Raw genomic sequence first — 12,755 nt, 5'->3', positions numbered from 1 at the left:
AATGCCCAATACGGTTCGGTTAAGCTCTAAGCAGTATTGAGTATAGAAGCAAGCCGTTAAGTTCGTTTAGCTAAATCGGCAACTATTGCACCTAGTTGAACCAGATCACAGGGTTTAGCTATGTGCATTTGAAACCCAGCCTCGATCGCCCGTTGCTCTTCTGCTTTACTGGCATGGCCCGTCAGAGCGATCGCCGGAATTTGTCCTCCATCTGCCGCACTGAGCGATCGCACCTGTTGAATCAGGAAGTAGCCATCTTCCTCAGGCAAGCCGAGATCAGAAATCAGCACATCATAGCGGTTAGGGCTTTCCCTGAGAGCAGAGAGGGCTGCTCTGACAGTCGTTACGGCCAACACCTCTGCCCCGTAATCCTCTAGCATTAACTGCAAGGGTAAAAGCACATCGACCTGATCATCAACCACCAGGATTTTCAAGCCTTCTAGAGAGGGGAGATTTTGCGAAGCGTCCAAAGATGTTTCTACCGTCGGTTCGACAATCGGCGGTGAGGTTGGGGGCGGGACGTATAAAGGCAACCGCACGGTCAGTGTGGCACCTTGTCCTTCGCCTGGACTTTCTGCCTGCACAGTGCCACCATGCAGCTCGATGAGATGCCGCACGATCGCCAAGCCCAGTCCTAGCCCTTGATTGGTTTTGATTGTACTGGAATCACCCTGATAGAACCGCTCGAAAATATGTGGCAATAAATCTGCTGAAATACCAATTCCGGTGTCACTGACTTGAATTTGCGCCTGGTTGTCAACCTGTGACAGCGTAATGTCTACTCGTCCACCCGCAGGCGTATACTTGATCGCATTCGAGAGCATGTTCCCCAGCACTTGCTGCAATCGTTCGGCATCCCCCAGCACGGTGATCTCACTCAACGATGACACTAACTGAATATTTTTTGCCACCGCCGATAAGTTAACGCTATCGAGAGCAGCTTGAACCAATAAGCTCAAGTCGATCGGGCGGCTATTCAATTGCAACTTGCCACTCGTAATCCGAGAGGCATCCAGAATATCTTCAATTAGGTAATTGAGTAGCCTACCGTTCTGCTCAACGGCTTCTAAGGCGCGATCAACTGTTACCTCGTCGCAGTTGCGGTTGCGGAGCAGTTGCACCCATCCCAGCAGCGAGGTGAGAGGATTTCGCAGTTCATGGGATAGATTTGAGAGAAATTCATCTTTGGCACGACTGGCCGCTTCAGCCTGCTGGCGTGCCGTGCGCTCGGTAACATCTAAGATCGCTAGCAAAATCATGTCTGTGTTGTCTTCTCGGTGCAATTTGCACGCATTGAGCAGCATATTTTTCTGCCCAATCTGCTCGAAATCATGATTGACCTCAAAATCCTGCACCGCAAGCTCACCCGCCAGAATACCGTTCAACATCGATCGCAGTTCGGGAATATCCCACTGCCCATTGCCTAATTCAAACAGCAACGTATGGATGGTTTCAGCTTCAGAAACCTGAAATGTCTCGTAAAATGCCCGATTCGCGGCATTCACCCGTAAATCAGCGTCCAGCACAACCAGAGGGATTTGCACCGTCTCAATGATGGTTTCTGCATAGTTGCGAGCGCGCTCTAGGCTGACGTTGTAGCGTTTGAGGGCATCAATATCCTGTAGCACCATTGTCACACCGTCAATTTGGTTTTCAGTGGTGCGATAGGGGCGAATGCGGATGGTATACCAGTATCCGGTTTCTGTTTGGATCTCCTGTTCTTTCGTATTGAGGGTCTCCAAAACCTCCAAAATCATTGGTTCTAGCTGGGAAACGTCAAAATTGCCATGCAGGTCAGTGAAGGGTCGTCCGATATCGGTGGGGATGAAATTGAACAGTCTCTGGGCGGTTGGTGTATAGCGACGAATCCTTAAGTCATTCGTCAGCATCACAATCGGGATATTAATGCTGGCGATAAAGTTGTTGAGATCACTATTGTCTCGATTTTGTTGCAGATTCCGACTCCGCAGCTCTTCATTGGTCGTCGAGAGTTCTTCATTGGTGGCTTGAACTTCTTCTTTTGCCGTTTGCAGTTCTTCATTCGTGCTTTGCAGTTCCTCATTGCTCGATAGGATCTCTTCATTCGCTATGCGTAAGTTTTGGTTGAGTTGGTTTTGCTCCTGTATCACCGCTTGCAGATGCGCTTGGGCTGAGAGTTCACGTTGGGTGGCAGCAGATAGGGCCTGACGCAGCGTTACAAGCTCACGCGCTAAGTCTGCCGGCTCCAAGTTTTCTACTGTTGCGGGACTGGTGAACGTGTTAGAGGCAGGGGCAGAAGGCGAGATGGGATTAAAAAGCACCAAAAAATAAAGTGTGTTCGTCTGGGCTGGGCGAAATGGCAGCACCTCTAGATTCAGTCGCGATCTCTCACCCTGTTCCATCTGAACGTCTTCCTGCCGCACCAGCACGTTCTCTGTCTGAGCCTGATATAGGGCGGTGCGAAGGGGTGTTACCAGCCCTTCGCGTGCCATAGACAGCAGGTTTAGCTCCGTGGTGCTAGGGGTCAACTTCAGGTAAAGATCGAGGTCTCCGCGCATCTGTAATATCTGCATTTGTTCATTAACCACGACTGATAGCGGCATATAGCGATTGGCGATCAGTTGGTCAACTTCTCTGGCTAAATCAAAGGAAATGGAACGGTTTTCTGGAATGGGCTGCGGATTATGGAGACTGGGGACGCGCCCAGAAGTGGCTGTAAATGAAAATAAGCGATTAGATAAGCTTAATTTTCGGGCATAGATTTTGCAGGCTTCATCCACGGGCGCAAACAAATTTGAGGCAGCTTTGACGCTTTCTGCCGTACCCAACACCAAATAGCCCGTTAAGTTGAGACTGTAATGAAACAGCGCCATGATGCGCTCTTGCAGGCGATCTGATAAATAAATCAGCAGGTTGCGACAGCTAATCAGATCGAGATTCGAGAATGGGGGGTCGTCGCATAAGTTATGATGGGCAAACACACACAATTCACGAATGGTACTGCTAATTTGATAGCCACCCTCTGCCTGTGGGACAAAGAACCGACTTTTACGCTCCGGTGAAACGCCTTCCATCTGGCTTTCTAGGTATAAGCCTGTTCGGGCTTTGCTAATGGCTGTTTCGCTAATGTCGGTGGCAAAAATCTGAATCGGCGGGACGGTGGCGCGATCGCTGAAAAACTCTAACAAGCAGATGGCGAGTGAGTAGACTTCTTCCCCAGTTGAACAGCCAGCCACCCAAATCCGAAGCGGAACATCGCTGCCTTTATTTTGGCTGATCATAGGGAAAATCTGGGTCTTCAATTTCTCAAAGACGTGGGGATCGCGAAAGAAACTGGTCACATGGATGAGAATTTCTTCATACAGAGCTTGAATTTCGTCGCTGTGCGTTTGCAAATATTGCGCGTATGCTGCCAGACTGTCCAGCTTATATAGCAGCATCCGCCTCTGGATGCGGCGCTCCAGCGATGCCGGTTTGTATTGGGTAAAGTCAACGCCAGTTGTTGTGCGGAGGAGGGAAAAAATTCGGCTCAGGGGATCACCCGGTTCCGGGGGTAACTTCTGGATGATCGGCAATGGCTCTGATTGCACCAAAAAGGGGTTGCGACTGAGATTGCTCAGTTCTCTAGCAATGGCTGGCGGCGGCAACACAAAATCCACATTGCCAGTTGCAACCGCCGTATTGGGCATACTGTTAAATTGCGCCGTGGCATCACATTCGGCAAAAGTGACACCTCCAGCAATCTTGACGGCTTTCACCCCCTCAGCACCGTCTCCATCCATCCCCGACAGCACAACGGCGATCGCTTTGTTGCCGCGATCGGTCGCTAACGACTCAAGAAAGATGTCTGCGGGCAAATATTTGCCCTTACTTTTCTGCCGGGGCGCGAGCCGCAGAATGCCATCGACCAGGGTCATTTGGGCATTGGGCGGAATCACATAGACCGCGTTTGGCTCAACCCGCATCTGGTCATGCACCTGAAGCACAGGCATGGTAGTCACTCGGCCCAAAATTTCCGACAGCAGGCTTTCATGATCAGGAGACAAATGCTGAATTAGCACAAACGCCATGCCTGTATCCGTTGGCAAATGGCGGATCAGTTCCGTAAATGCCTCTAGCCCGCCAGCAGAAGCGGCAATTCCCACCACGGGAAAAGGGGCATTGGTTTGGGATGGCTGATTTAGCTCCGAGTCTGGGTTGACGGGGAGTGAGTCGGATGGATCGTTGGGGAGGGGTGACTCAGCAGACATAAATTGTATAGGGGTTCAATGCTTCTTTGAGCAACACTGAACTAAGCAGTAGTTGAGCGATTTTTTGAGCAGGCTTAACAGCAGACCGTCTCAGTTCAACCAAAAAACTGATCATGTTGCCAGATGCCAGGAGGAAAAGCACTAGCTCACTTCAATGATATGACGTAAGTACATTTAGGGGACAACCCTCAGTCTAAATATTTTTGAGCTTAACCAAACCGTATTGGTACAATACCTACCCTACAAAAATCATCCCTAAACTCAGCAATGCTATTCAGCAACGCCAGAAATATATAATCAACACTACCTCTCATCTGGGTAATTGCTCAATTAACCTATTCATAACCAATCTCTCATCAAGAATCGGTAGTCTAAATTTCTGAGAGGAATAGCGTGGGCAAAAACTACTTCTCCAGAATGCACCCACGAACCCAGAAACAAACAAGGATATGATGATGACCAAGCTTGGCTACTCACTGTTTCGACGCTTCACCACTACACATTTGCTCTACAAAATATGTTTAGTAGGTCTGACTTTACCGTTTTTGGCATTTGCTAACACTAATTTAGTGGTTGCTAGAGATCGTGAGAACGCGAATGCACCCTATGAGATTGGGCTTTGGGGCGACTTACCCTACTCGCCTGCACAGGAAGTTGGGGTAATAAAACTAATTGAGGATATGAACTCGCAGAGACTTGCTTTCACCGTTCATGATGGCGATCTCAAAGCTGGTTCTAATAGCCTTTGTGACAATGCGCTGTACACCAAAGCACTCCGCTACCTCAACGCCTTGGATGCACCAGCCGCCTTTACACCAGGTGACAACGATTGGACAGATTGCGATCGCACTTCCAATGGTGGCTACAACTCACTTGAGCGCCTTGACTACGAGCGTCGCGTATTCTTCAGCACGAATTTCACCCAAGGACAGCGCCGACTATTCCAGGAAGTGCAGACAACGCCACTCTGTCTTGGTGTTAACGGTGCAGTTCCTTGTGTTGAGAACCGTCGTTGGACAGTCGGTAGAGTTACCTATGTGACACTCAACATCCAGGGTTCATGCAATAACTTATGCGACACAGCACCAGACAAAGCCGAGTACGAAGCACGCAACGCAGCTAATATTGCATGGATGAGAGAAACTTTTAGAGTGGCGAAGGAACGCAACTCGTCAGCAGTCATGTTGATTTCTCAAGCCGATCCTGGTTGGGATCAGAGCGATTCAACCAGAGCGCCTTTGCGTAATCCCAAAACGCTAGAACAAACCGATGGACAACCTGATGGCTTCAAAGACTTTTTACTAGCGTTGCGCGAAGAAGTAATTGCTTTCCGTAAGCCAGTTGCCTATGTACACGGTGACTCACACTACTTCCGTATTGACAAGCCATTTCTAGATACTCAAGGCAGACGACTGGAGAATTTTACTAGAGTTGAGACATTTGGCGACAATCAGGCAAATGGTACTAACGATGTACAGTGGCTTAAGGTAACAGTAGATCCTCGTAGCCGAGAAGTTTTTTCATATCAGCCACAGATTGTTCCCAGTAATCGCGTAGCAGTTCCCGCACCGTAACCCTACGTAGTTTCTCATCAGCAATGTTGAGCAACAAACCTCTGTTTGCCAATATCATTAAATTAATTGGAGAAGAGCCTTGAAAAAGCTTTATCAGAGTTAAATACTGCTTTAAAATAAAGTTTTAGGCTCTCCTTTCCTCATTTACTTACATAAGTTAGTTAATAATTATTTATCGGGTAGCCAACGAATTAAAACTTCCTTGCGTTGCTGATTTTTTTGTGATGGTTTTTGACCAGCTTGCGGTTTATATAGCCCTGTTTCCCAGTTACCATACATGGGATTAGGTAGCGCAATATATGCAGGCTCTAAAGTCTTACTAATAGGAATAGAATCAAGGATGCCATAGTAACTAGAATGTTTTTCTACGTAACTACGACGTTCCTGATTTGTGATGCCGGCTGCTTGGTCAAAATCATTAAGATTATCGCCAATTAAGGCTACTATCGTATATTTTTTACTATCGGCTTGACCGTTTTCTACTGCTTCACGCCGCCATTGTTTTGAAGTATTTTCTTTACCATCAATAATTTTAGTAAACTCGCCTTTTAGTAACACTGTTGTACTATTAGCACCTTTAAAACCATTTGCCTTTAAGTTATTGATAGTTGCTATTTCTAAATCATTGTTATTTCTCTGTTTATTACTGCTTTTATCTCGGTCAGAAATAAAAAAGACTTTCCCACCACTATCGTTAACATAATTAACAAATTTAGCTGCACCAGGAACAGTCCTAGCCCCAGATGCTGCTACCCATTTGTTCCATGTTGAGAGTTCATAACTATTATTAGTGTCAACTAAACCAGCTTGATAAGCACTATTATCGAGAACTGTTTCATCAATATCAACAATAATGGCTGGTTGACGTACTTTTTTAGCTTTGGCTTGGTCAAAAACAATTTTAGCTATATTAAAAGCTTGGTAAGCAAGGGCTTGATACTCACCAGATTGCTGTACCCAATTAATTGCTAATACAGACTGTTCATTCAACTGTGTGTTAGTAACTTCTGCGGCATCTTGTTTAAGTCCCAATAGAAGTAAACTTGATGTTAGGAGTGTAGAGAATGTAACAAATTTAAAATATTGGTGATACATTATTATGGATTTCTCCTTAGTATTTCGCTAAGTAGATATTTAGCTTTAACTAATTTACTTGTACAGTTAAATACTTATAACACACTGAGATATATAGGAATCATATTTTTTGGGATGGTGCTTCTTACCATCGTTCGCATCTGGTTCAAAACTTTTTATGCGAGGTAAGTCAAGGTTTATCTCAAGAGCAATGGAAAATTCATTGCGTCCGCTTTGCTCCTAATTGCCCATCACAAAATCCTATATAAGATATTTGGTTACAAGCAAAAACCTGGATTAGACGTTTTTGCGCTTTAATTTCAACATTCTCTCATTTAAAGTGGATGTTTGAATGGTTTATCCAAAACACTACCTTTGATTTTATGTCTCTCCAGATGTACGGAGTTTTTTCAGAAATCAAATACTAGTCCTATATAAATCTGGGTAAGCTGCTACGCAGCTTAATTGTATAATATAAACTTAAGTAAAAACTATTATCGGCCATATATGCCAGCAAAAAACCATCTTTCTCAAGAGCAGAAGGAAAGGCTACTGAAAACACTAAAAGAGCATGAAAATCCTTATGTAAGAGAGAAGATTCTGATTATTCTGTTGATAAATGATGGAAAAACATATCAAGAAATTAGCAATTTTTTAGAGATTGCATATCCGACAGTCGCATATTGGGCAGTTCACGGCGACCCGGATAATTTAGAAAGCTTTTTAGATGGAAGAAGAGAAGGTAACTGCCGCAAAGTTACCAAAGAATATGAAAATTTGTTATTAGAAATAATTGAGAAAGACCCAGTAGAAAATGGATATGAATTTGGTCGATGGACGGCGGCAAGATTAGCAACATATCTTGAAGAAACAACAGGAATTAAGTTAAGCGGCTCTCAAGTTAGGAGAATATTAGAGCGAAAAAAGTACGTTTACCTCTGGGCAAAATATAGCCTAGAGGACAAACAGAATCCTGAAAAGCGTAAGGCATTTCAAGAAAAGCTATCAGAATATTTAAGAATAACCAAAAAAACTCCAGAGCGTTTACAAGTATGGTTTTGGGACGAAAGTGGATTTAGTTTAAGAGTGATAAGAAGAAAAAGTTGGGGTAAGAAAGGTACAAGGAAAAAAGTTACAGGGCAAAGGAGAAGAGGAAGAGTAAATATTATGGGAGGGTTACGTTATCATGACAAGAAAAGAATAAATTTTGTCATAAAAAAAGGAAATGCAGATGTATTCTATGAACAGATTAAATCTCTAAATAATTTTCTGTTACAAGAATGGGTAGAACAAGGGAAATCAGTTGAAGAATTTAAAGATGGTTCAGCGAAAATAGTTATCATACTAGATAATGCTAGTTTCCATAAAAGGAAAGATATTTTATCTAAAATTGAGTCAGAAATGCCAAATATTATTCTAGAATTTCTTCCACCTTATAGTCCAGATTATAATTTAATTGAATTGCTTTGGCATTCAGCTAAAGAATATATAGCTCATAGATTGTTTGAGTCTGTATCACAGCTAGAAGAATTGTTAAATAAATTGCTCAATCAAGGTGGACTTATTATTAAATGGGAACGCAAGATTAAAAATAAAGGTAATGCTGTTTATTAACTTTAGCTGCGTAACAGCTTATTCATTAAAAAACGTGTATCGGCGGTTAATTTTATCCAAATCGTTTGTTAAATTTGAGTTTTGCCACACCAGTATCTTGACCAATTACCAATTACCCTCCGGGTTCGCCAGTTCCCTACGGCGGGAAACCTGCCTACAGGACTGGACTCACCAATTACCAATCCTCAAGATATGATAAGTATTTAAACAAACATGATATAAATCATGAGTATTATCGTCTTCGGCAGCATCAATATAGATTTAGTCGCCACAGCACCCCGCTTACCTGTTGCCGGAGAAACATTGCTGGGAGAAAATTTTTTGAAGGTTCCTGGCGGTAAAGGTGCGAACCAAGCTGTCGCCCTAGCAAGGTTAGGAGTTCCTACACAAATGGTAGGGCGTGTGGGCGCATATAGTTTTGGTGCAGAACTGGTGCAAAATCTACAAGATGCTGGCGTAGAAACTGAGAATATTTTTGCAGATGAAACCGTCAGTTCTGGAGTTGCTATTATCACCGTGGCACATAATGGTGATAATCAAATAATTGTGATTCCTGGTGCTAACGGACGGGTTGATGAGGAAGATGTAGAGCGATTGTCATATATAATACCAGACGCAAAAACATTATTATTGCAACTAGAAATTCCTATTAATGCCGTAGTAGCAGCTGCACAAGCAGCAAGAAATGCAAATATTCAGGTAATTTTAGACCCAGCACCAGCACCAGCGAATTTACCAGCAGAACTTTATCCTTTAATCGATATTATTACGCCAAATGAAGTAGAAGCGGGGCAATTAGTTGGTTTTCCTGTAGATGGGGAAGCAGCAGCAACCAAGGCGGCTGGCATGTTGTTGCAAAGAGGTGTGAAAAGTGCGATCGTGAAACTTGGTGCTAAGGGTGTTGTTTGTGCTACGGAAAAAGAAGTGTTTTTTGTCCCTGCATTCTCTGTAGAAGCTGTTGATACTGTAGCGGCTGGTGATGCTTTTAATGCTGGTTTAGCAGCAGGACTTTACACAGGACTTTCTTTACATCAAGCAGTTGTTTGGGGTACGGCGGCTGGTGCTTTAGCCGCCACAAAATTAGGCGCACAAACTTCGTTACCCAACAGGTTTACATTTGATGCTTTCCTCAAAGAGCGTTGTGGATAAAACGCCTTGGGAAAATACTTTCAGTCTGATATTTAATTTTTACTAGCAAAATTCACAATCAAAATAAACTGTTGTATCTATCTAGCATGAATAATCTCTTAGCCAAGTAACAGCAAAATCAACTGCATTCCTCACTTTAAATAACTTAATTTGTGCAGAACCAACTGTTGATATTTTTACCTGAACAGTTTGTTCAAAAGCCTTACCCATCTCTACAAAACAGCTTGTATCAAAATCAATATCTGTAAACCAACGCCAAACTCGTTGTCCAGCTTCTACAGTAGGCGCACCTTTTTTAATTTGCTGTCCTCCACCAATCCGATATTCGGCTAGATGAAAACTAGTACAATTTTCATATCCAACTCCCAATAACAATACCCAACCATCAAGGTCATAGAGACGAGCTAAGGGTGAATTTTCTCCTAAAGAATAGTCAAGAGAATGATTTAATACTATTTTTTGGGCATCTTTTCCCCAAGCAGCAAAAGAAACTTGTGGGTGAGAACTTCGCAGCACATTTTCCCAAGTGCGGAAGGTTTCTACGATTTGCCCCATCCCTCGCGTTGGCGTTACTTTAGGGTCAAAAGCTGGCATCGTTTCCCGAATAATAGTCCACCACTCTCTAGGAACAGCAGGGTTTTGCCAGTTAGCAGGGTCAGACAAATCACCAGTATGAGTAGGCATGACTATATTTCCGGTTGATGTAATTACATCCATTAGCGCTTGAACCACTGCAACCGAACCCCCACAAACCCAACCGATAGAACTAAGAGATGAATGAACTATTACTGTCATACCTGAGTTAACCCCAGCATTGAATAAGTCTGTGGCTAGACTCTGGCGAGTGCGAGGTAATGATGTGCTGAGGATGACCTTTGATTCGCTCATAGAACTTATAATATTTGCAGGAGCAGAATATTAGTTGGCTAATGTACTACAGGTTATACAAATAACTATGCTCAAAATTAATTAAAAAACATTAATCTTTAGCACAAAAATACTTAATAGCTAAATAGTTTTATTAAATAACTGAACAGGTTTGCTTTGTAATTGAGATGCAATTGGTTGGACTCTTTCAACCACACTAATCATATATTGATAATTAGGAATAGGTGCGTTAGGTATATAACCAACTTCTTGAGCCGAAGTGGAAGGAAACTCACTCATAACTTTACGAATATACTCTTGACGTTTACTTTCTATATTTGGTTGAATTAACACTACACCAGGCGGTACATAATGAGGGTCGGTATAGAAAATGCGAAATTTAGTGTCTTGAAATTGGGATCTATAAAGATTAAATTCTGCCATAGAAACAGCCCCAGCAATAGCTTTTCCTTCTGCTACCCATTCCATGACGGTTTTTGGTGTAGGTGCAGATAAAACTTCAGCTAGTGTCAGTCCATAAAGATTATAAAGAGGCAGATAATAGCCGGTGGCTGAACCTAATTGCCCTAACGCTACTGTTTTACCTTGTAAATCTTGTATATTCCGAATGGCGCTGTCTTCACGGGTAACAAGTACACATCGCAAATTAGTTAAACCAATTAACGGAAATATGGGAATATATTGATAGCGGGAAATTGCGATCGCAGCTAATCCAGGAGGAGCAAACATCAATGACCAAGCAAGAGATTCTAAACGCTCAATGGCTTTATTTTCATTAAAAGTAGGCTCTAAAATTATCTTCGCTTTTGTTCTCTCTCCCAGATAACGCTTAAATCTAGCGTACTGATTAATTATTTCTGCTCCACCTTCATAATTGATTACACCAATATTCAATAATCCAGAAGATTCAGACTGTGATGTACAGGCATTAACTATTAATAAAATTGATTGCCCAAAAAAAAACGTCGTGAGAATTTCCTTAGCATTAGTAGTTTTAATTAATATATTATCTTGCTTTTATCCGCTATCTTCGCTACAGTATTTTACTACAATAGTAGATAAGACTTATCTAATAATTTTAGACTAATGTTAAAAAAATTAAAGATTGGTACAAAATTTAACTTACTATTAACTATAGTTTTTATCATTAGTATTGTTTTAAGCGGTACAGTGCTATCCAGCATACTCCAGCAACGAGCGCAAACAGAAGTAGCTTCTAAAGCCCTAGCGCTCTTGAACACAATGACTGCTGTACGCCAATACACACAAAATAAGGTCAGAAATTTACTCTTACCTCAGCTAGAGACTGCATCATCATTTATTCCAGAAACCGTACCTGCTTACTCTGCAACAGAAGTATTTGAAAATTTACGCAAAAATGAACAGTATCAAAACTTTTTCTATAAAGAAGCAACACTGAACCCTACGAATTTACGAGATAAGGCTGATACTTATGAATCAGCAATTGTAGAGCGCTTTCGCAAAAATCCTTCACTCAAGGAAATTACTGACTTTCGTGATTTGCCTGAAGGTAAAGTATTTTACATCGCTAGACCACTAGCCATCAAAGAGCAAACCTGTTTGCAATGTCATTCTACACCAGAAAAAGCGCCGAAAAGTCAACTTGTAACCTATGGTTCCGAAAATGGTTTTGGCTGGAACCTGAATGAAATTGTTGCTGCTCAAATTATCTCAGTGCCTTCTGAAGAAGTGTTTAGTAACGCGCGAACTACTTGGTTAGGAATTATGGCATCTTTAAGCGTTTTGTTTGCCATAATTATATTTATTATTAACTTCCTAATTAAGAAAACTGTAATTCAGCGCATTAGAAGAATTGAAAATATAGCCCAAAGAGTAAGCACAGGCGATATGGCTGTAGAATTTGAGGATAATGCTAATGATGAAATTGGTGGTTTAGCCGCAGCATTTAATCGAATGAAGTACAGTTTAACTATAGCTATGGATATGTTAAATAAGCAGAATTAATAACATTTCCTATTGGGGTGCAGCTGATTTTATTTTCTTATGTTGGCTGGTAAAAGTCAAACAATTTTAGATTTTGGATTGACGATTTTGGATTGACTGCACCCACAAGGGGATGCAGCTTGGAGATTTTGGATTGACGAAGCAGCGCGATTTGTTCCGCCCACAAGGGGCTGGGCTTGAACCAAAAATCATCCAAAATCCAAAATTTAAAATCAAAAATTAGTACGGCCAACAGTTAATA

At 42.4% G+C, this 12,755-nt stretch carries 9 protein-coding genes and 1 pseudogene; 6 read left to right on the top strand and 4 right to left on the bottom strand.

What is annotated here, in order from left to right:
• Positions 1-56: 56 nt before the first annotated feature.
• Complete coding sequence (locus tag NSMS1_RS11315) at positions 57-4,229, bottom strand: CheR family methyltransferase (protein WP_224093219.1); 4,173 nt, start codon at positions 4,227-4,229, stop codon at positions 57-59.
• A 449-nt stretch (positions 4,230-4,678) separates the two neighbouring features.
• Here NSMS1_RS11315 and NSMS1_RS11310 point away from each other — a divergent pair, with 449 nt between their 5' ends.
• Positions 4,679-5,803 (top strand): hypothetical protein, encoded by a 1,125-nt coding sequence (locus tag NSMS1_RS11310; protein WP_224093218.1) that lies wholly within the window; start codon positions 4,679-4,681, stop codon positions 5,801-5,803.
• A gap of 168 nt (positions 5,804-5,971) precedes the next feature.
• Here NSMS1_RS11310 and NSMS1_RS11305 read toward each other — a convergent pair whose 3' ends face one another.
• On the bottom strand, positions 5,972-6,835 hold the full coding sequence (locus tag NSMS1_RS11305) for a 5'-nucleotidase, lipoprotein e(P4) family (protein WP_224093217.1): 864 nt from the start codon (positions 6,833-6,835) through the stop codon (positions 5,972-5,974).
• Between the two features lie 167 nt (positions 6,836-7,002).
• On the opposite strand from NSMS1_RS11305, the pseudogene NSMS1_RS11300 reads away from it, so the two are divergent.
• The 4 genes and pseudogenes from NSMS1_RS11300 to rbsK form a co-directional block, all read left to right on the top strand.
• Positions 7,003-7,305, top strand: a pseudogene (locus NSMS1_RS11300) (IS630 family transposase); the annotation flags it as partial.
• Positions 7,306-7,384: 79 nt separating this feature from the next.
• Positions 7,385-8,491, top strand: a complete 1,107-nt coding sequence (locus NSMS1_RS11295; RefSeq protein ID WP_224087570.1) for an IS630 family transposase — start codon at positions 7,385-7,387, stop codon at positions 8,489-8,491.
• A gap of 81 nt (positions 8,492-8,572) precedes the next feature.
• Positions 8,573-8,698 (top strand): hypothetical protein, encoded by a 126-nt coding sequence (locus NSMS1_RS35055; RefSeq protein ID WP_263432571.1) that lies wholly within the window; start codon positions 8,573-8,575, stop codon positions 8,696-8,698.
• Positions 8,699-8,716: 18 nt separating this feature from the next.
• Positions 8,717-9,640 (top strand): ribokinase, encoded by a 924-nt coding sequence (gene rbsK / locus NSMS1_RS11290; protein ID WP_224093216.1) that lies wholly within the window; start codon positions 8,717-8,719, stop codon positions 9,638-9,640.
• Positions 9,641-9,721: 81 nt separating this feature from the next.
• Here the strand turns inward: rbsK and NSMS1_RS11285 are convergent, their stop codons facing one another.
• Together NSMS1_RS11285 and NSMS1_RS11280 are read right to left on the bottom strand one after the other, a co-directional pair.
• Positions 9,722-10,528 (bottom strand): aminoglycoside N(3)-acetyltransferase, encoded by an 807-nt coding sequence (locus NSMS1_RS11285; protein ID WP_224093215.1) that lies wholly within the window; start codon positions 10,526-10,528, stop codon positions 9,722-9,724.
• Between the two features lie 120 nt (positions 10,529-10,648).
• The gene (locus NSMS1_RS11280) at positions 10,649-11,422 is read right to left on the bottom strand and encodes a phosphate/phosphite/phosphonate ABC transporter substrate-binding protein (protein WP_317986589.1); all 774 of its coding nucleotides are present in this window, start codon (positions 11,420-11,422) and stop codon (positions 10,649-10,651) included.
• A gap of 192 nt (positions 11,423-11,614) precedes the next feature.
• On the opposite strand from NSMS1_RS11280, the gene NSMS1_RS11275 reads away from it, so the two are divergent.
• Positions 11,615-12,514, top strand: coding sequence for a DUF3365 domain-containing protein (locus NSMS1_RS11275; RefSeq protein ID WP_224093214.1), 900 nt, complete (start codon positions 11,615-11,617; stop codon positions 12,512-12,514).
• Positions 12,515-12,755 lie beyond the last annotated feature (241 nt).

The sequence above is a fragment of the Nostoc sp. MS1 genome (genome assembly GCF_019976755.1).
Classification (GTDB): Bacteria; Cyanobacteriota; Cyanobacteriia; order Cyanobacteriales; family Nostocaceae; genus Trichormus.
Note: the sequence above shows the minus strand (reverse complement) of the source record. Positions and strands in the feature narration are given on the sequence as shown.

What these genes read in the sequence shown, in the direction of transcription:
- rbsK (WP_224093216.1), top strand. Translation starts at nt 8,717, where the DNA reads ATGAGTATTATCGTCTTCGGCAGCATCAATATAGATTTAGTCGCCACA.
- NSMS1_RS11310 (WP_224093218.1), top strand. Translation starts at nt 4,679, where the DNA reads ATGATGATGACCAAGCTTGGCTACTCACTGTTTCGACGCTTCACCACT.
- NSMS1_RS11315 (WP_224093219.1), bottom strand. Translation starts at nt 4,229, where the DNA reads ATGTCTGCTGAGTCACCCCTCCCCAACGATCCATCCGACTCACTCCCC.
- NSMS1_RS11295 (WP_224087570.1), top strand. Translation starts at nt 7,385, where the DNA reads ATGCCAGCAAAAAACCATCTTTCTCAAGAGCAGAAGGAAAGGCTACTG.
- NSMS1_RS11275 (WP_224093214.1), top strand. Translation starts at nt 11,615, where the DNA reads ATGTTAAAAAAATTAAAGATTGGTACAAAATTTAACTTACTATTAACT.
- NSMS1_RS11285 (WP_224093215.1), bottom strand. Translation starts at nt 10,528, where the DNA reads ATGAGCGAATCAAAGGTCATCCTCAGCACATCATTACCTCGCACTCGC.